Origin of the sequence: Nitrosopumilus ureiphilus, assembly GCF_013407185.1 — an archaeon.
In the GTDB taxonomy this organism is placed as follows: Archaea; Thermoproteota; Nitrososphaeria; order Nitrososphaerales; family Nitrosopumilaceae; genus Nitrosopumilus; species Nitrosopumilus ureiphilus.
On record NZ_CP026995.1, the window covers coordinates 2,079,847 to 2,097,286 of the forward strand.

The 17,440-nt window shown below is 32.9% G+C and carries 21 protein-coding genes; 7 read left to right on the top strand and 14 right to left on the bottom strand.

What is annotated here, in order from left to right; all coding sequences use genetic code 11:
- Positions 1 to 59 precede the first annotated feature (59 nt).
- The 3 genes from C5F50_RS12405 to C5F50_RS12415 all read right to left on the bottom strand — a co-directional run bounded on the left by C5F50_RS12405 (position 60) and on the right by C5F50_RS12415 (position 3,259).
- Positions 60 to 230, bottom strand: coding sequence for a hypothetical protein (locus tag C5F50_RS12405; protein WP_179371605.1), 171 nt, complete (start codon positions 228 to 230; stop codon positions 60 to 62).
- 616 nt (positions 231 to 846) lie between these two features.
- Positions 847 to 1,623 (bottom strand): sulfurtransferase, encoded by a 777-nt coding sequence (locus tag C5F50_RS12410; RefSeq protein ID WP_179371606.1) that lies wholly within the window; start codon positions 1,621 to 1,623, stop codon positions 847 to 849.
- 73 nt (positions 1,624 to 1,696) lie between these two features.
- Positions 1,697 to 3,259 carry an ammonium transporter gene (locus C5F50_RS12415; protein WP_179371607.1) on the bottom strand — a complete coding sequence of 521 codons (1,563 nt, stop codon included), beginning with the start codon at positions 3,257 to 3,259 and terminating at the stop codon, positions 1,697 to 1,699.
- A gap of 127 nt (positions 3,260 to 3,386) precedes the next feature.
- Here C5F50_RS12415 and C5F50_RS12420 point away from each other — a divergent pair, with 127 nt between their 5' ends.
- The 4 genes from C5F50_RS12420 (at position 3,387) to C5F50_RS12435 (ending at position 6,083) form a co-directional block, all read left to right on the top strand.
- Positions 3,387 to 4,055, top strand: a complete 669-nt coding sequence (locus C5F50_RS12420; protein ID WP_179371608.1) for a hypothetical protein — start codon at positions 3,387 to 3,389, stop codon at positions 4,053 to 4,055.
- Positions 4,056 to 4,117: 62 nt separating this feature from the next.
- Positions 4,118 to 5,155 (top strand): V0D/AC39 family V-type ATPase subunit, encoded by a 1,038-nt coding sequence (locus C5F50_RS12425; RefSeq protein ID WP_179371609.1) that lies wholly within the window; start codon positions 4,118 to 4,120, stop codon positions 5,153 to 5,155.
- 10 nt (positions 5,156 to 5,165) lie between these two features.
- The gene (locus C5F50_RS12430; RefSeq protein WP_179371610.1) at positions 5,166 to 5,402 is read left to right on the top strand and encodes a hypothetical protein; all 237 of its coding nucleotides are present in this window, start codon (positions 5,166 to 5,168) and stop codon (positions 5,400 to 5,402) included.
- A 33-nt stretch (positions 5,403 to 5,435) separates the two neighbouring features.
- On the top strand, positions 5,436 to 6,083 hold the full coding sequence (locus tag C5F50_RS12435; protein ID WP_179371611.1) for a Dna2/Cas4 domain-containing protein: 648 nt from the start codon (positions 5,436 to 5,438) through the stop codon (positions 6,081 to 6,083).
- A 252-nt stretch (positions 6,084 to 6,335) separates the two neighbouring features.
- Here the strand turns inward: C5F50_RS12435 and C5F50_RS12440 are convergent, their stop codons facing one another.
- On the bottom strand, positions 6,336 to 6,893 hold the full coding sequence (locus C5F50_RS12440) for a hypothetical protein (RefSeq protein ID WP_179371612.1): 558 nt from the start codon (positions 6,891 to 6,893) through the stop codon (positions 6,336 to 6,338).
- A 71-nt stretch (positions 6,894 to 6,964) separates the two neighbouring features.
- Here C5F50_RS12440 and C5F50_RS12445 point away from each other — a divergent pair, with 71 nt between their 5' ends.
- Complete coding sequence (locus tag C5F50_RS12445) at positions 6,965 to 7,321, top strand: hypothetical protein (RefSeq protein WP_179371613.1); 357 nt, start codon at positions 6,965 to 6,967, stop codon at positions 7,319 to 7,321.
- On the opposite strand, the gene pyrH is transcribed toward C5F50_RS12445, so the two are convergent.
- From pyrH to tmk, 3 genes are read right to left on the bottom strand one after another with little or no spacing between them, the layout of a single operon-like run.
- Positions 7,322 to 8,005 carry a UMP kinase gene (pyrH, locus tag C5F50_RS12450; RefSeq protein ID WP_179371614.1) on the bottom strand — a complete coding sequence of 228 codons (684 nt, stop codon included), beginning with the start codon at positions 8,003 to 8,005 and terminating at the stop codon, positions 7,322 to 7,324.
- Positions 8,002 to 9,237 (bottom strand): HD domain-containing protein, encoded by a 1,236-nt coding sequence (locus C5F50_RS12455; RefSeq protein WP_179371615.1) that lies wholly within the window; start codon positions 9,235 to 9,237, stop codon positions 8,002 to 8,004. The genes pyrH and C5F50_RS12455 overlap by 4 nt, the downstream gene beginning before the upstream one ends.
- Complete coding sequence (gene tmk, locus C5F50_RS12460) at positions 9,234 to 9,815, bottom strand: dTMP kinase (RefSeq protein WP_179371616.1); 582 nt, start codon at positions 9,813 to 9,815, stop codon at positions 9,234 to 9,236. The genes C5F50_RS12455 and tmk overlap by 4 nt, the downstream gene beginning before the upstream one ends.
- 77 nt (positions 9,816 to 9,892) lie before the next feature.
- On the opposite strand from tmk, the gene hsp14 reads away from it, so the two are divergent.
- The gene (gene hsp14, locus C5F50_RS12465) at positions 9,893 to 10,285 is read left to right on the top strand and encodes an archaeal heat shock protein Hsp14 (protein WP_179371617.1); all 393 of its coding nucleotides are present in this window, start codon (positions 9,893 to 9,895) and stop codon (positions 10,283 to 10,285) included.
- Here hsp14 and C5F50_RS12470 read toward each other — a convergent pair whose 3' ends face one another.
- The 7 genes from C5F50_RS12470 to C5F50_RS12500 form a co-directional block, all read right to left on the bottom strand.
- On the bottom strand, positions 10,286 to 11,839 hold the full coding sequence (locus C5F50_RS12470; protein ID WP_179371618.1) for an ABC1 kinase family protein: 1,554 nt from the start codon (positions 11,837 to 11,839) through the stop codon (positions 10,286 to 10,288).
- Entirely contained in the window at positions 11,839 to 12,222 is a 384-nt protein-coding gene (locus tag C5F50_RS12475; RefSeq protein WP_179371619.1) for a hypothetical protein, read from the bottom strand. The genes C5F50_RS12470 and C5F50_RS12475 overlap by 1 nt, the downstream gene beginning before the upstream one ends.
- Positions 12,223 to 12,459: 237 nt before the next feature.
- Positions 12,460 to 12,648 carry a hypothetical protein gene (locus C5F50_RS12480; protein ID WP_179371620.1) on the bottom strand — a complete coding sequence of 63 codons (189 nt, stop codon included), beginning with the start codon at positions 12,646 to 12,648 and terminating at the stop codon, positions 12,460 to 12,462.
- A 187-nt stretch (positions 12,649 to 12,835) separates the two neighbouring features.
- Positions 12,836 to 13,168: a hypothetical protein gene (locus tag C5F50_RS12485; RefSeq protein ID WP_179371621.1), complete on the bottom strand. Its 333-nt coding sequence runs from the start codon at positions 13,166 to 13,168 to the stop codon at positions 12,836 to 12,838.
- A 44-nt stretch (positions 13,169 to 13,212) separates the two neighbouring features.
- The gene (locus C5F50_RS12490) at positions 13,213 to 14,517 is read right to left on the bottom strand and encodes a COG1361 S-layer family protein (RefSeq protein ID WP_179373029.1); all 1,305 of its coding nucleotides are present in this window, start codon (positions 14,515 to 14,517) and stop codon (positions 13,213 to 13,215) included.
- Positions 14,517 to 15,107 (bottom strand): ABC transporter ATP-binding protein, encoded by a 591-nt coding sequence (locus C5F50_RS12495; protein ID WP_246282228.1) that lies wholly within the window; start codon positions 15,105 to 15,107, stop codon positions 14,517 to 14,519. The genes C5F50_RS12490 and C5F50_RS12495 overlap by 1 nt, the downstream gene beginning before the upstream one ends.
- A 106-nt stretch (positions 15,108 to 15,213) precedes the next feature.
- Positions 15,214 to 16,371: an ABC transporter permease gene (locus C5F50_RS12500; RefSeq protein WP_179373031.1), complete on the bottom strand. Its 1,158-nt coding sequence runs from the start codon at positions 16,369 to 16,371 to the stop codon at positions 15,214 to 15,216.
- Positions 16,372 to 16,517: 146 nt separating this feature from the next.
- Between C5F50_RS12500 and C5F50_RS12505 the strand changes: the two genes are divergently transcribed.
- Positions 16,518 to 17,420 (top strand): AsnC family transcriptional regulator, encoded by a 903-nt coding sequence (locus C5F50_RS12505; RefSeq protein ID WP_179371622.1) that lies wholly within the window; start codon positions 16,518 to 16,520, stop codon positions 17,418 to 17,420.
- Positions 17,421 to 17,440 lie beyond the last annotated feature (20 nt).

Genomic DNA, 17,440 nt, shown 5'->3' on the forward strand with positions numbered 1-17,440 from the left:
TGGTTAGTTTTGATTATTCCTTAGTTGATCATATCTTTATTTTTTCAACATATTCTGAATCAAGAGAAATTATCACCTACAAATATCCAAGATAATCCCATTACATCCATTGCACAAGTATTTTGTCTAGATACTATTTCAGGGCGAATTTTTTCCCTTTCTTTTACTGGTGTTCCTACCAGAATTTTTGTAGGCTCAGGTTGCCTTTGTTTTAAAGTTAAACTTTGCATGATATCGAATTAAAGATTATCATTATTTGATTATGCCCGACAAATTGTGGTATGCCTTTTTTCAAAGTTTGATTGAAGATTTTTCTTTCCGTATGGATTCATCCAATTAGGTTTTGTCTACAAACCTTGCTAACGGCAAAATTGGGTTTTAATTTTTTAATTTAAATTTGTCCAATAATTCATCTTTTGTGAATTGTTAGAATCAATTAGGCATGCCACAAAATCTTAGACATAATCAAATAATTTAATCACTATGACATATCGTGCAAACTGCCGCTCATCACAAATCTGCCCAAAATGATTTATCAACCATAGTTCGAAGAGGTACTAAATCTTCTCTTCCTACTAGAGAACAACAAAGTCGGTATGACGTCTATGATTTTTCTGGAATCATTAATGATTCTATGAGAAAATATAATCATCAAACTAAAAGGAGGTGTATTTGAAAGTGAAGAGTAATCTGTTAAAGACAAGATATGGTTATTGGCCAAAGGTATCATTTGAAAAATCTAAATAATTAATAATAGAACGTACTTTCTGCCATTATTACTTTTTTAAGTCGTTTTTAATTAATTAAAATTATATTTCTTAGATGCCTGAACCATTTTTAGGAAGTTTACTTTTCTACAGGTAATTCAAGCTTGTTTCCCCATTCTCCCCAAGAACCAAGATATACTCGGACATTTTTGAATCCCAGTTTTTTCAAAACCAGAAAGGAATTAGCGGCTCTATATGCTCCCTGACAATAAGTGACAATCTCAGAGTCTTTTGGATAATCATACATTTTGGATATTTCTTCATTATTTTTGAAGGTTCCATCTTTATTGATATTTTGATTCCAATCAATATTGATTGCATTTGGGATGTGCCCAGATTTAGCAGCTCGAATAGTACTTCCGTTGTATTCCCCAGTTGAGCGGACATCAAGAATGGTGATTTTATCAAGATTATCTTTAATGTACTCAAATCCAGAAATTATCTCTGGATTAATTTTTCCTTTAAACTTTGATGGTTTGAATCCATTAGGTTTTGTTTCAAGTGGAAGATTTTCTTTTTTCCATTTTGTTATTCCGCCATCTAACATCGATGTATTGTCATGAGAAAAATACATCAGCATCCAAACACCTCTTGCTGCAAGCATTCCAGAAATAATATCATAAAAGACGACTTTTTTTTCTGCTGTTACTCCTAAAAATGAAAGAAGATTTTGGGTTTGATTGTTGAAATTTTCTATTCCTTGTTTTGTTGTATCAATCCAATGAAATGCAAATAAATCCAAATGAACAGCTCCTGGAATATGACCTTCGGAATATTCTTTGAAAGAACGAGTATCAGCTATAATGACATTAGAATTATTGAGAAGTGAATTTAGATCAGATGTAGAAATTAACATGATTTGGATAAAATGATCAAATCTAAATTGATTTGGGTTGAATAATAAAAAGAAGAAAAGAAAAGGGTTTTTCTTATTCGTTTACGTATGCTCTTTCTCCGTGCTGTGCTAAATCGAGACCAATCTCCTCTTCTTTTGGAGTGACTCTGATTCCGCCAGGCCATACGGCATCCATTACTTTGAGGATCACAATAGTAACACCAAAGGCATAGCCTACTGATATTGCAGCACCAATGATGCTGATTGCTTGCTGTTCCATTCCTTCTGCAGTTCCAGTCCATGCACCAATACCGTCTCCAGTATCCCAGATGTGTGGACTAGCCAATGTACCAGTCAAAATTGCACCTGTAAGACCACCTATTCCGTGTACTCCCCATACATCTAATGCGTCGTCCCATTTGCGTGCACTCTTGAATGCAATTGCTGCATAACAAACTGTACCAGCTGCAATACCGATTATAATCGCAGCCATTGGACCTACCCAACCAGAGGCTGGTGTGATTGCTACCAATCCTGCTACTGCTCCTGATGCAGCTCCTACGACACTTGGTTTTCCTGTATGTGCCCAAGACATGAGCACCCAAGTGACTGCAGCCATACCAGTTGCTGTATTTGTAACAGTCCATGCGCTGACGGTAATGCCGTCTACCATAACTTCACTTCCTGCGTTGAAGCCAAACCATCCAAACCATAGAATTCCTGCGCCGAGGACTACCATTGGGATGTTGTGTGGCTCCATTGGAACTTTGCCATATCCAAGTCGTCTACCAAGGACTAAGGCACCTGCCAATGCAGAGAATCCTGAAGATATGTGTACTACAGTACCACCAGCAAAGTCTAATGCAAACGATGGAGACAAGTCCGGATCAAGGTCTATTGCACCTCCTCCTATGTAACCGCCTCCCCAGACCCAGTGTGCTATTGGATCATAAACGAAGGTTCCCCATAAGAGTACGAATATGACTAATGCGCTGAATTTGATTCTGTCAATCAATCCACCAATAATTAGAACTGGTGTAATTATTGCAAATGTTGCTTGGAACATTGCAAATAGTTGGTGAGGTACAGTACCAGGCCAACCTTGACTACAAACATCTCCTTCAACCATTGCATTCATCTGGTAAGCTGCTGACCACGTATCTGCACATGGACCTGCTTCTCCTAATGGTGCGTATGGTGAAACCATGTTAAATCCGGCATAATCAAGATTTCCCATGAACATGTTTGCATCTGAATCAATTCCGCCAAATGCTAGTGAGTATCCCCATAGAACCCATTGTACTGACATTAGACCCATTACAATTATGGTCATACCAAGTACATTGACGATGTTCTTTGATCTGGCTAATCCGCCATAAAAGAAACCGACACCTGGGGACATGAAGAGTACTAATGAAGTTGCAGTTAGCATCCATGCTGTATCACCTGTATCGATTTTACAAGGTAGCATGTTGCCTTCGCCATCATCATACCAACATTCGTTTAGGTTACCAGTGTAAATTCCACTGGTTCCCTTTACATATCCGTCCATACCATCCTCAACACTTTGTGCATATGCCTGTGACATAGCGCCAGTTGCTGTGATGGATACTGCGGCTACAAGTAATAGAGCATACTTGTAGTTCCTAGAATTCATTAAATTTATCGAAATTGAAAATTATTTAAGCGTTGGAGACTCGAAAGCCTGCAAAAAAGTAAATTATTATATTTTAGTATATTCTGATAGTAACATAAAATATGAAAATTATGTTAAGTGGAAGTAAATGAAGATAAAATCGAACACAAAACTAGCAATTTTTGACACATTCAAGACAAAGGGTGACGATTTAACAGGAGAAGCAAATAGACAGAGAGCGATCATCACAATACTTGGAAGCAATGTAAATCCTGCCGAAAGAACACGTACAGGAATTTCTCAAAGAATAGCAAAAAAACACGGAATAGCTTGGAAGAATATCTATTCAGGAATATTTCGAGATCTGGATGAAATTTTGCTTCCGATGGATATTGCAGAAGAAGATGGCAGATTGCCTCTAAAAAGAGGCCCAAAGGCACTCCAAGAAAAAGGAATTCCATATTATCATTTAACAAAAAAAGGAATTTTGATAGCACTGTCAATTAGTGAAATAAAGAATAGAGAGGATTTACTAAAACAGTTTTTTTCAAAGTCCGAATCTTCGGAAAAGGAGTTTGAGAAGATTTTGAGTAATCTTGTACAGACTAGTCCAAATTTTACTTACTCAATTTTTCAAAAATATGTCAAGGCATTTTGTGATAATAGAATTGATGAATTGCTCCCATTTGACCTCTCAAAATTAAGGAGTATTTCAGATCAATCGCTAGTAATTCAAAAAGAGATTCTTTTAGCCTTTTCAAAACTATCAAAACAAGAAAAAGATGAGGCCATAATATTTTTAGATAAAATAACCTAGGATTCATTCCAAGGAATAGATCGCCAAACATTAAAATCAGTTGCCTATTGAGATTGAACGAAATGGGCGGTTCAAAGAATGTCTATGCCTCCGTTAAAGCATACAGTAAAAGAGGCAAATTACTGACAAAGGCTGATTTTCAAACACTAGCAGAATCAAGAGATTTAGAAGAATTAATGACTAGAATCAAAAACACTGTATATGCTGATTCTGTAGCAGATGTTCAAAAACCATATACTTCACAAAGTATTGAATCATCACTCAGAAGTAAATTAGCAGATATTCATTATTCCATTGCAAAGACATCAGGAAACTCAGGTATATTGGATGCATATTATATGAAATTCATCATATCAAATCTAAAATTAATTCTCAAAGGCAAAGTCCTAGGCAAGTCTCAAGAAGAGATTGAAACTCACGTAAATCTTCATGCTGAAGAATTAATCAAACAAAGAGACATTGTGATTAAAGCATTAGTTTCAAAAGATCTTGAAGAAGCTGTAGCAAGCTTGAATTCAGTTCAATTTGGAGAAGAGATTGCAAAGGCTGCAGCATTATACAATGAAAAAAAGAATGTACAAATCTTTGATACATATTTTGATAAAATATTATATCAACATCTTGCTGGTGCAATGAAAAATTATTCTGATAAAGAGGCAACAAAACTGGTTTCAATGGATATTGACTTTTACAATATTTTGAGTGTAATTAGAGGAAAGTTCTGGGGATTGCAAGAAGAGCAAATCCAAGATCTAATTATTGGTACTAGTCCACCTGCAAGAGAATTGCTAGGTAGAATGATGGCAGTAGCTACAGTAAGAGATGCATTTAACGAATTATCTAGTACAAAATACAAGGATTTAGTTCCACAAGTAGAAAATGAATTAGATGCTATCGCGGAATTTGAAAGAGCGTTTGAGATGGCAATATACAGTTCATCACTTAGGTCTTTCACAAAGATGTTTAGTTTTGCAACAATTGTTGGAATTACCAAATTGACTTCATTTGAAGTTAGAAATCTAGCAGCTATTGCTTTTGCTGTTGAACAAAAAATACCAACTGAGATTACCATGTCAAAGTTAATCCTAGAAGAAGAGTAGGAATTCTAACATGTTTAATTTTCCAAAGAAAAAAACCGAAGTTTCTACAGAAGTTTTAATCAGATTCATTTGGGTTAGTTCATTTTTAGCAATGATTTTCACATTGCCACCATTAGCATTATTCTTGGGCATTTACTTTTTGACAGGTGAGCTTATCATAGGAGCAGTAATTGGTTTTGGAGTTCATTTTGTGATATTAGCTTTTTCGGGAAGGATTTCAAAAATCATAACCAAGATTATGAGCTAAACTAAAAGGGATCATACAAGAAGGTAAAGTATCATGATGGGAGATAGAGATTTTCGAAAGATCATTAAAAGTGCTGTTGAATCTATTGGAAAAGAGTTAGAGATTCAGATTGATTCAAAGGATATACAGACTATTCATCTTCATGAAATAGTTCAATGTCTTAGACGTTCCTATTATGACAGGGTAGATCCTCAAGAGATTGAAAGGAGAGGATTCAATGAACTTCTATCAGGATTACTAAGGAAATTAGAGTATGGTAGTGAGCCTAAAGAATTTGCCATAGAAGATATCAGGCTTAAAGGACAAGTCGATATGATAGTGGAGGATACCATTCTTTTATTCAGACCAGCAGCAACTGAGTTGGAAAATCCTCTGGCAAATGATGTTTTGTATCTTAATGCATGTATGTGGATATATGATAAAGATGATGGAATTGTAGTGTATATTTCAGGAGATAAAAAAGAGACAACATTCTCATTAACTCGAAATAAAAAAATGTTTGAGGAAATAATTAGAAGAGTAAGAGTTCTAAATGATCTTCTAAAAGAGCAAAAATTGCCAATCTTGGAGCCATCTACTGAATGCTCTGAATGCCAATATTATGAAAGATGTTTCATGAAAAAGAAGAATTCCAAACAGATATCTCTAGCTGAGATGTTAGGAATGGGCGACAAAGATTAGTTAGATAAATGAAAAATATTGTAAAGGAAAAATTCCTTTTGGTTAATCGAGTGGTTCTGGATGTCCTTTACCACGAAGAGCGAAACACACTACTGCTAGTGCAATTGCGACTCCTGCTGCTGCGCCAAATGCGGCCATACCTGCTTCTGCCATTTGATAAAAACCCACTTAACGGGCTTTTATAACTTTGCCAATATTTTTTCTCTAAAAACAAAATATCATAATTTTTAAATTTTATGATACTATACAAGTCTACTTTGTAAATTCGAAGTGGAGTTCATTTTCTTGACCACTAGTCATTGAACTAAGATTGTAAAAGACATCGCCAGAAACTCGCCAAGTATTAGTCCCATCCTCAAAGTCATTCCATAATTCAGGAGTGTTGCCAGTATTTTTCAAGATTATTTTATCTCTAAGTACAATTGAGTTTTCACCTAGAAGAGTATAGTAATTTGATCCAAATTCTACCATTCCCTCAGGTCTACTACCAATTTCACCGCCTGAAATTTGCTCAGACTCAGAATATCCTGTTTCAAATAATTGATAATCCATGGTTTGAACTATCACAGAACGTGGATTAGGATTTGAAATTTTAAATGCAATCTCAATTGTTGCTGAACGTTCTGAAATTTTTGAAACTGAAATGTCTTCCAATTCTATTTCAAGAGGTTTTACCTGCTGAAGAATTTGAGTTTCAGGAGAAGATTTTTCAGAAGACGAAACTACTATTGTAGGTCCTATCAAAAGAATACTACCCAATACCACAGCAAGTGCTGCAACGGCAATACCAACAAAAATTTTAGGGTTCATTATCTTTCTATTTCCTCTTCATATCTTAAATGTTGAGATAGTTATTATACCATTGGAGACAGAAAAAAATAGTGCAGTACTTTCAAGCAGTTCAACAAGGAAAACTAAGAGCAAGTAAATCACAAATGAAGATGTTTGATGTAGCTGGATTTGCAATGCTAACTTTAACGACCAAAAAAATTGATGGAAAATTTCATCCAGTAGGAGAAGAAGAATTTACAGCAGTAATTAATTCTCCAGATGGATATATAGCAGTAATTGTAGATAAGGATGGATTTACAAAGGCTCAATCAAAGGCTGTTGAAAAAGAAGAAGCTATATCAATTTACAAAAAACTTCGAGATACTGGAATTGAAGAATATCCGGAAAAAGAGATTCAGATTTGGTCTGAAACAAGACCGACAATTCAAAACGAAATATCCGGATAATTATTTTGAACTAAGAATGATTTCTGTACCTATATTATCACCTTTAATGGCACTTTCAATATTTTTTGGAGTGGCCTTTAGAATTCTTGTTTTAATTTTGGAACGCTCTATAATTTTTAGAGCTACAATATCCATCAAATCGTATCCTCCGGCAACGGAATCTTCATGAACAAGCATATTTTTTAAATTCTTAAGTTCGATTCGTCTGAATTTTTTTGCATTTTTGAATTTATTTGGATCCTTATCATATACACCATCAACATCAGTTGCATTGAGAAATTGTTCAGCCTGTACTTTTTCAGCAATTAAAGCAGCAGTACCATTAGTGCTTTGACCAGGATGCAAACCTCCTGTAACTACAATTAATCCATCATCTACAGCATGTCTAACTTCTTGTAAAGTGGTTGGTGGATGAGAATATGCCTTATTTTTCAGAGCATAAATCAATAATTTTGCATTGAGTCTTGAAATTTCAATTCCCAATTCATCAAGAGTTGATTCATCTGCACCTGAAGATCTAGCATGAGAAATATAGTGTCGTGCAATATTTCCACCTCCAGCAATAACTATTGGCTGACAAATCTTACTAATTTTTACTAGAAACTCTGCATAGTCTTTTAGTACTTTGGCATTATCCATACCGAAAATCTTTCCAGATAATTTGATTACAATTCTTTTTTTCACTTTAGATCACCAATAATTGATTTTGCGGCAATTTCAACTTTCTTTCTGTTCTTTTCGTGAGTATAAATTCTAAGAATATTCATAAAGCCAGAAATCGCAGAAACAACTGGAATTTCTGAAATCGGCATCTCTTTAGCAGATGATTTACCATTCTCATTTGAAATCAAAATTATAGATTTAGATTCATTTTTGGATGGTGCAAGTGGAATTGATGGAGTAACTGAACTATCCACAAAGATTTCATTTTCGTCCACTTTGGATTTTTTAGAAATTACTGCTCTAAGTTCATCAGTTCTTGGTTTTTTCAGATTTGTCTGACTGGTCAATATTCTCTCAAACACACATTTTAGCAGTTTTCTATTTTGGTAGTCTTGAGCAAATTGTCTAGCACGTTTTAACTTTGTAGATTTTGATGAAACTAGAGTGGATAAAACGTATTCATCAGTGAGTTTGACAAATTCATTTAGATTAAAAGTTGTAAAACCAAATTCGTCATCAGATAATCTCAGTGCTTCAAGTAACATGACTTCTGCTGCTCTTACAGTTTTATGAAAATAAACAGCCTTGAACATTTGATATCTCGAATGCATCATAGATTCAAAGGAATACAATGCTGATCGTTCTAAAGCTAATTTTTTCTTATGTACATCAAGGGACTGTGTGATTCTTTTATGATCAATTTTTGCATGCTCAGCTCCCGTAAAATAACCATCTCTAAGTAGATAATCCATCATGTCTGCACTAAGTGTACCTGAAACAATTTCATTTAGATATTGAAATTTAGAATCTCCAAATGCAATTGTAGTAACAAGTTTTTTGTCATAACCATTTTTTGATAATATATCGCCAATTTCAGATTTTAGAATAATTTTTCTACCAAAATCTTCATGTGAGAACTTTCTTTTCTGAATTATTTCCTCAAAAAGATGAGAAAAGGGACCATGTCCTATATCATGCAAGAGTCCAGATAATCTTAGAATTTCAATGTCATCCGATTTCAAAATCCCTTTTTCATTTAATGCATTACCTGCTTGATTTGCAATATGCATTACTCCCAATGAGTGCTCAAATCTTGTGTGCTGAGCTGCAGGATATGTCAAATGAGCACCTGAAAGTTGTCTTATTCGTCTTAATCTTTGAAAAATTGGATTATCAATGATAGATAATTCATGATCGTAGACACGAATAAAATCGTGAATAGGATCAATTATGTCTGAATAATTTTTTTTCATAGCCCTATTTTCTTTGAAAATGTCTTCATGATTTTTTCATGTACTTCTTGTTTAGATTTTGATGCATCAATTATTTTCCAATTTTTTTTCTTTGCAGTAGTTCGATAAATTTTAGAAATTTTTTTCAAGAATTCTTCATTTTTTTCAAATTTATCACGGTGAGTTTTTTGTCTGTGAAAAGATTCTTTTTGTGTAACATCAAGCAAAATTACAAGATCAGCTTTTGGTAGACCAGCATCAAGATTTTCAAGCCATTTGGGCTTCAAACCATTGGCTATTCCATAAATTAGATTAGAGTGATAATATCGATTCATGATTAAAATAGAGTTTTTTTCTTGCGCTGCCAAGATTTCATTGAGTTTTTCCCATCTGTTTGCAGCCAAAAGACAATGAATTACTTGTGGAGGGAATTTTCTTTTTCCATCCAAATATTTTCTTATTTCTTGTCCTATGGGTGTTTTATAATCAGGAAAATGAAATAGTTTGGTTTTGATCTTTCTTTTTTTTAGAGCTTTTTCTAATAGTATAGATTGAGTTAATTTTCCTGCTTGGTCTCCACCTTCTATTACAATAATCATAAGTTATCAAAACTGAGAAATTAATTGATTAAAAATCTATCAAGGTTTATAACCAAAAATTGAGCATATATCTCAAAATGGGATTAGTAAAATCTATGGCAAACGAAATGATGAAGGAAATTGGAAACAAATCAAGAGAATTTTATGAATTTGTTTTACCTCCTGTAGATATGCATCTTGATGATGACAAATTAACAGTAGTAGTAGATATTCCAGGATTCGGAAAAAAAGACATTAAATTATCTATAAATAAAAATATTCTATCAATTCAGGCATGTAAGGAAATTTCTGAGCAAGGCAAACACAACATAATTTGTAATCAAAGACCCAACATAATTGACAAAAAAATTAGATTGCCAATTGAATTAAAAGAAGGAGAAGAATCTGTTAATTCTGCAAAATATGAACAAGGAGTTTTGACAATTATTGTTCCTGTAGAAAAACATGGAAAAGATATCAAAATAGAATAGTTATCGTTTTCTAAATATTGCAAATACACTCATTATTATCAATGAACCAATCATTCCTGTAATTCCAATTGATTCATTTGTAGCATACAAAACAGATGAGCCAATAAAAATTGCTGCTGAAAGAATACTTCCAGAGAGTAAAACATTAGACTTGGATTTTGCATTTAAGAGATTCAAGGATCTATTTTCATCTAGGAATTTTTTGAGTTCTGGTGCTATAGAAATTGTGGCGTCGATTGATTTTGCAAATCTATCAAATGAATGTTTTATTTCTTCAATGTATGCATCTTTAATTAGACTCTCTTCTTCTAAAATCTCCCTTACAACTTTTACAAATTTGAAATTAACTTTGTGTGTTTTGTAAATTCCTTCAATAATTGATGCCATTCTCATATACAAAGCCAGGTTTTTTGGAAGAATAAAAGGAAATCTGCTCATAGTTTTGTTTGCAAGCTCCATCAAGCTTTCCACTTCCATTTCATCTGGTTTTTTTCCATGCATTGCCCGAACAGTAAGTTCAATGCCTTTTTCAATAACTGAACGATTAAAATCAGGAGTGAGCATCCCAAGATCACTCATTGCGTTTACAGTTCTTGGAGGATCTTTCTCTACTAATGCAAGATATAGTCGAATCAATCTTAACCTAGTTTCATTATCTAATCTTCCTACCATTCCATAGTCATATAGAATCAGCCTGCCATCATCAGTAACCGAAATGTTGCCTGGATGAGGATCGGCGTGAAATATAGAGTGCTTTAGAAGCATGGTAAAGAAAACTTTGTGGACATCAATTACGAGTTTTTGCCTATCAATTCCCTTCTTATCTAGGGCTTCAACATTAGTTACTTTGATTCCTGGAAGGTATTCCATTGTAAGGATATTTTTTGATGAATAATCATCATATACTGAAGGGATAACAACTTTGCTATTATTTTCTAAATCATGTTTAATTTTTTTGAGGTTTTCTGATTCATGGGTATAGTCCATTTCTTCATGTATTGTTTCGATAAACTGAGAAAGCATGGCCTTTGCTGAATAACGTAAATTTGGATCAACAAATCTCAATGCTAATGGAAGAATTTTTTTTAAAACTTTGATATCTTCTGCGACAATTTTTTCAATTCCAGGCCTTTTTACTTTAATTACAATTTGTTTACCAGAAATAGAACCTCGATAAACTTGTCCTAACGATGCACCTGAAATAGAATTAGGATCTATCGCATCAAATTTTTCATCAATTGGACCAAGATCTTTTTCAATAATTAATTTTGCTTCATCAAATGGAGCAGCTGGAACACTGTCCTGAAGTTTTGATAGTTCTTCCAAATATGGTTGAGGTAAAATATCTGCTCTAGAAGAAAGCCATTGTCCCAACTTTATATAGACGGGTCCTAATGAGATGAATGTATCAAGTACTTTACGTGCATTCTTTCTAAACTGTTCTAAATCTATTTCATTATTCTCATGATGAATCCATTTTTTTCGATCTTTACGTAATGCAAATATTGATGGTAAAAGTTTGATTAAGATATGGATTGTTCTTGCAGTAGACATTATTTACTCCAAATATTTTTTAATTTTTTAGTTGTTGAATATCCTAGATATCCACAAATTATTGATAAAAGTAATCCAGATGCAAGCGATTTCTTTTTTGAATTTTTGTCGAGTTTTTTTATAACTTGTGAACCACTAAAGATTGCACAAACTAAACCGATTAAGATCTCTGGTGCATCATGAACTAAATGTCCAACGGGATCTTTTCTTGGATCAATTTTGTCAGTATGAACTAGAAATTTCTCATTATATTCTCTAATGTGTAAATTACCATAACGATATTGTTTATTGGCCCCATTTTTTTGTCCAAGGAATGTTTCTTCTGCTTCTTCTAGCATGAATTCTCGCAATTCCTTTGGGACTTCAATCTCATCCCTAGGCATAATCGCAAGATCTAGTAATTGCTTATAATCTTACGGTCTTCAAAATGCTTCAATTTAAGACCAAAAACTAATTGTATTTTGGTGACAGTTAGATTAAATTTTGTAAATTTGTATTTAGATCTCACAGATAATTTCTACTAGTGTCTTATATTCAAATTCAATACATTTGTATCAGATAGATAGGATGGGCTTTTTCCCTAAAAGACCTTACACACCATCTATTGAAATAAAAAAGTACTAAGATTTCAATCGATCTTTTGTAAACATTATAAAACTGATTGAGAACGCTACTAGCATTACAATACCTGTAACATATGCATAATTAAGTCCCTCATCAGGATGAACTTCTTGATGATAGTTGTTTATCAAAAAAGTAATTACAAGTAAAACTACTCCAATTATTGTTAGTTTTTGATGAGTTTCCATCAAGAAAAATATTCTTAGTAACTATATGAATTAAGAAAATTTCAAAATAATTCAAAGAAGTGACGTTGTGATAAATCCAACTATATTACCTACTAGAAATAGAAAAACACCCTTTGCCATACCCAAATGGATTTTCTTTAGATTTGATATCATTATGATGTAAATTTCCTAAAAATGGAATCAATAGTTATGGGGCAGACTCTATTTGAGATAGTCTTTCAATAACCTTTTCAAGTTCTGCTTTATTTTCGTTAATAACACGCTTTACTACATCAATTTCTTTACGAATCTGTTCTAGAGAAGAATCATCAGAGTTTTTAATCTGTTCTTCCAAGTCTTCTAGAATTTGTTGATTGTATTGATTGATTTTTTCTAATTCAGTTTTGTAATTTTCTAATTTTTTATATTGATCAGAGATTTCAGAAATTTCAACATATTCTTGGTTTGTTAAAAAACCTAGAATAATTACAGTGCCACCTATTGTAATAACTGCAATTAAAACAACAATACTTAATCTCAATTTGAACTGACCTTGATTCTTCGAATAGGATTAAAAATTAATCTCTAATTTACCTCAATTTTGGCTTTTTTACGTCTACGAATAATGTAGATTCCAGCACCAATTGCTAAAACAATTGGAATGATAATCATGGTTGAATCGTGGCCACCCTCATTGTCATTTGTTGGTTCTTTTACAAAGATGGTTGCATCATGTGTTAAAAATATCTCATCTCTAATACTGTCTTTGTATCTTACAGTAATTGTAATTTCATGTTCTCCATATCTTGGTTCACCATCAAATTCTATTGGAACATTAAATGGAACAGGCGCATCAACTTCAATTTCATCAATAAATTGAGTATTGGAAACAATATTAGAATCACCACGAGCTTTAAGAGTTACAAATCCAAACAGTCCATCCTGATTTCCTTCGTTAATAATTTCACCAACTACCATTTGGGTTCCAGATAATTCAATTACATCTACATTGAAAACTGTAAGAACGATTAATCCTTTAATGTAAAAATCAACAATTTTTGAGATCACTTTTAGATCACCATGTGGATTATAATATGAAATAGATAATGGAATTCGTAAGGTATCACCTTTTAGTCCTTCTGGAACATAAACAGTTGCTGTAAGATATTTTGAAGTTTTAGGATTAATTTGTCCAATATCCCAATTGGATTCTAAAATAACTACATTTTCAACGTTTGTAGTAGATGATGATGTAGATGCAAGCTCTGTTTGGGTGTTCGTAGCAACAACATCTACACCAGAAATTGGAGCAGTTCCATCATTTGAAATTTCAATTGTAACATTATTAGTTTTTAGGGATGTGAGAAATGGTTCTAGTGCTCTAACATTAATTATACTATCGCCTGTGATTTTAAAATTAAAGTCAGCAAAAGCAGTTCTCACTCCAGACTCACGTAATCTAGAATAATCTACTTTAACGGTTCCGGGATACTGTTGAATTTTCACATTTTTATCTAGATTCACAAAAAATGTAAGATAGAAATTTTCACCAGCCAAAGAATTAGAATCACTATCAGCAAAAATAATTGAACCTGGGCCATCAGATGCTGAGAATCCTAATGGCAAGGATAATTGTCCACGAATTCCCGTAATATCTTGTGTTCCTACATTTGCAAATACTACTGTAAATGGAACATTACTATCTCCTCCTTCAATTTCGATTTTTTCATTAATTGTACCAAAATAAGCATCTAAAAATTTGACATCACCATAGTCTCTCTCAAATGGGGAATCACCAAATCCACCAGATTTTATTTGAGCATAAGAGTTTTCAAAAATAAAAGGCATCAATCCAATCACAAATAGTACAAACAATATCTTTAGAATCATCATGCAATAACCTCCATTTCCGATGGTTGATCACCTTCAAATGCTCTGCCATCTTTTATAGTAATTACTTTGTCAACATCACCAAAATGTTGTCTATCGTGAGTAACTATAATGAAAGTTTGATTGAGTTTTTTTGCCATTGATTTCATTAATTGAACTATAGTTTCTGATGTGACAGAGTCAAGATTTCCAGTTGGTTCATCAGCTAAAACAATTGAAGGTTTGTTGATTAATCCTCTAGCTATAGCTACTCTTTGAGATTGTCCGCCAGAAATTTTATTTGCACGTTTAGTCATTTGGTCTTCTAATCCAACAGCCTTGAGTAAATCTCTTGCATCTTTTTCTGCAGCGTGATTTGTTCCTGCAATTTGTCTTGGTAACATAATATTTTCTAAAACTGAGAGATCAGTTAGCAAATTTGAAAATTGGAAAATAAATCCTAATTTTTTATTTCTAAATGATGAAATGTTATTGTCATCAAGTATTGTAGTATCAATTCCATCAATGAAAATTTTTCCATTTGTAGGACGATCTAATAATCCAATCATGTTAAGTAATGTGGATTTTCCAGAACCTGAGCTTCCAACAATGAGGACGATTTCTCCTTTTTCAATTGAAAATGAAACATTATCAAGAGCCTTTACTCTATTTTCTCCTTCACCATAAATTTTGGTTAGATTGTTTATTTCTAGAGCCTTAGACAGTTCTCATCGCCTCCACTGGTAACAATTTTGTTGCTCTATAAGACGGATACAATGATGCAATAATTGCCAAGGCAAATGATGTTAATGCAGTTTGAATAATTTTTTCCCAATTATATGATACTTCAAGAGGAAGACTATTATTAAATGACATTTTTGTTTCCTTTGCATAAAATGTATAGCCTAATCCTGCTGCAGTCCCCACTCCAGCTCCTATTGCTCCAATTATCATTCCTTGGAAAATAAAAATTATCAGAATATCTTTTCTTCTAGCTCCTATTGCCCTCATAACACCAATCTCTCTAGTTTTGCCATTTACTAGCATCATCTGAATCGTAACAATTGCAAATGCTGATGACATCATTCCAAAATATCCAATCATGTTAATCATGGCAATACCGGATCTAAAACCAGCTAGTTGTTGTTCTGCTGATTCTTCAATTGTTTCTGCAATAAAATCATCGTTTGGAAATGATCGCAAAAAGAATTCTTTTACTTCAAATGCCTTTGATGGATCATTGAGTTTCACTATAACTGATCCCGAATCACCATGTCTATTCATCATATCACGTAAAGTATCAATATGCACTACAGCAGTATAATCAAATCCTTGACCACCAGGTGATTGGGCAATTCCAGAAACTGTAAATCTTTTAATTTGATCTTGACCATATCTATCAACTACTAGAACTTTAACGCTATCCCCAACTTGAGCTCCTCCAAGATCTCTTGCAACATTTGATCCTAATACAATAGAATTTCTAGAGAAAACATAAGATCCTTCTTTAACAGTTTGAGCTACTGTAGATGCAAGAATGTCTCTAAATGGATCAACTCCAACAATAGGAACTCTAGTTTCCTCAATTAATTTTCCATTTTTAGTCATATTCATTTCTGCCGTCGATGAAAGCCGCGGTGTTGCAGCTTCAACATATGGAATTCTTTCAAACCAATTTACAAGAGACAAGTCAGATTTATCGATAAAATCTGCATCATCAGTGACAAGAATGTCACCATTTCGATAATCACTGATATCTCTAACTATTGCATCAAAGAGTCCCTGAAAAATTACAAAGTTTACATGAATAACTAAAATTCCAATGGTTACTGCTAATACTGCACCAATCAAACTACCCTTTTTGTTAAAAAGCATCCTTTTTGCTAATCGTAACCTATATTCCACAAAATCAGTAAAATAGTCTAATATTTAATATATTTGATGTGTAATGCTAACATTATAGACAGTTTTATATCATATTAGTTGATTTCATATTTTATTGAGTTGGTCTAGGTGATATAATGGACAATTTAGATATGAAAATTCTAAGCAGGCTGCTAAACAATTGCAGAGAATCAGATAGGCAAATAGGAATAGAGCTAGGAATTTCTGGCGGAGCAGTACGTGCTAGAATTAAAAAAATGGAAGAAAGAAAGATTATTGAAGAATTTTTCATAAAAGTTGAACCCCCAGTATTGGGTTATGGAGTTTTGTATTTTGTTGTGTCAGGTGAAAACATTAATGAAATTTTAGATCAGATAAGTCTTGTAGGTAAACCATTTTTTGTTGTGCCATGTGTAGGTGGAATTACTGTTTGCAGTATTGTAGTAAAAGAGAACATGAAGCAAAAAATTCAGCTTGCAAATAAATTGATGAAAGATGTTAGAGTTTTATCAATTTTTGAGGCAGAGAATCCAGGATTTAATGCAAATCTTACAAAAACTGATTTAGAAATTCTTGAAGAATTAATCAAAGATCCTAGAGCAAGAATTGAAAAAATTGCTAAAAATGCAAATTTGTCAACAAAAACAATTACCAGATGCATTGAAAAATTACAAGAAAATGACGGAGTTCAGTTTACAATAATTTATGACCCCACAAAAATTGAGAATTATATTCCTCATGCAATACTCACTTGGATAGATGGAGATCTTAAAGAAACATTACAAAATATGAATAAGATATTTTCTAAATCGTATTTGCAAATTCCATTTATTGCTAAAAATCAAATTGTTTTGTTTATGTATAGTAATAATATTTTCAAAATGGATGAAATAACACAAAAAGTTAGAACAGTTAAAAATGTAAAATCAGCAGATTTGTTTATTCCAAAGAGAATTTCATTTTATATCAAATGGTTAGAAAAAGCTATTAAAGATTTTAAGCAGTCCTCTAAATTACATCTAACATATCAAACAAATTAAATAATAACAAATTCTAAGAT

Coding starts and splice junctions, on each gene's coding strand:
- C5F50_RS12420 (WP_179371608.1), top strand. CDS start 3,387: ATGAAGATAAAATCGAACACAAAACTAGCAATTTTTGACACATTCAAG.
- C5F50_RS12500 (WP_179373031.1), bottom strand. CDS start 16,371: ATGCTTTTTAACAAAAAGGGTAGTTTGATTGGTGCAGTATTAGCAGTA.
- C5F50_RS12475 (WP_179371619.1), bottom strand. CDS start 12,222: ATGCCTAGGGATGAGATTGAAGTCCCAAAGGAATTGCGAGAATTCATG.
- C5F50_RS12470 (WP_179371618.1), bottom strand. CDS start 11,839: ATGTCTACTGCAAGAACAATCCATATCTTAATCAAACTTTTACCATCA.
- C5F50_RS12415 (WP_179371607.1), bottom strand. CDS start 3,259: ATGAATTCTAGGAACTACAAGTATGCTCTATTACTTGTAGCCGCAGTA.
- C5F50_RS12505 (WP_179371622.1), top strand. CDS start 16,518: ATGGACAATTTAGATATGAAAATTCTAAGCAGGCTGCTAAACAATTGC.
- C5F50_RS12440 (WP_179371612.1), bottom strand. CDS start 6,893: ATGAACCCTAAAATTTTTGTTGGTATTGCCGTTGCAGCACTTGCTGTG.
- C5F50_RS12455 (WP_179371615.1), bottom strand. CDS start 9,237: ATGAAAAAAAATTATTCAGACATAATTGATCCTATTCACGATTTTATT.
- C5F50_RS12430 (WP_179371610.1), top strand. CDS start 5,166: ATGTTTAATTTTCCAAAGAAAAAAACCGAAGTTTCTACAGAAGTTTTA.
- C5F50_RS12435 (WP_179371611.1), top strand. CDS start 5,436: ATGATGGGAGATAGAGATTTTCGAAAGATCATTAAAAGTGCTGTTGAA.
- hsp14 (WP_179371617.1), top strand. CDS start 9,893: ATGGGATTAGTAAAATCTATGGCAAACGAAATGATGAAGGAAATTGGA.
- C5F50_RS12425 (WP_179371609.1), top strand. CDS start 4,118: ATGGGCGGTTCAAAGAATGTCTATGCCTCCGTTAAAGCATACAGTAAA.
- C5F50_RS12405 (WP_179371605.1), bottom strand. CDS start 230: ATGCAAAGTTTAACTTTAAAACAAAGGCAACCTGAGCCTACAAAAATT.
- tmk (WP_179371616.1), bottom strand. CDS start 9,815: ATGATTATTGTAATAGAAGGTGGAGACCAAGCAGGAAAATTAACTCAA.
- C5F50_RS12410 (WP_179371606.1), bottom strand. CDS start 1,623: ATGTTAATTTCTACATCTGATCTAAATTCACTTCTCAATAATTCTAAT.
- C5F50_RS12490 (WP_179373029.1), bottom strand. CDS start 14,517: ATGATTCTAAAGATATTGTTTGTACTATTTGTGATTGGATTGATGCCT.
- C5F50_RS12480 (WP_179371620.1), bottom strand. CDS start 12,648: ATGGAAACTCATCAAAAACTAACAATAATTGGAGTAGTTTTACTTGTA.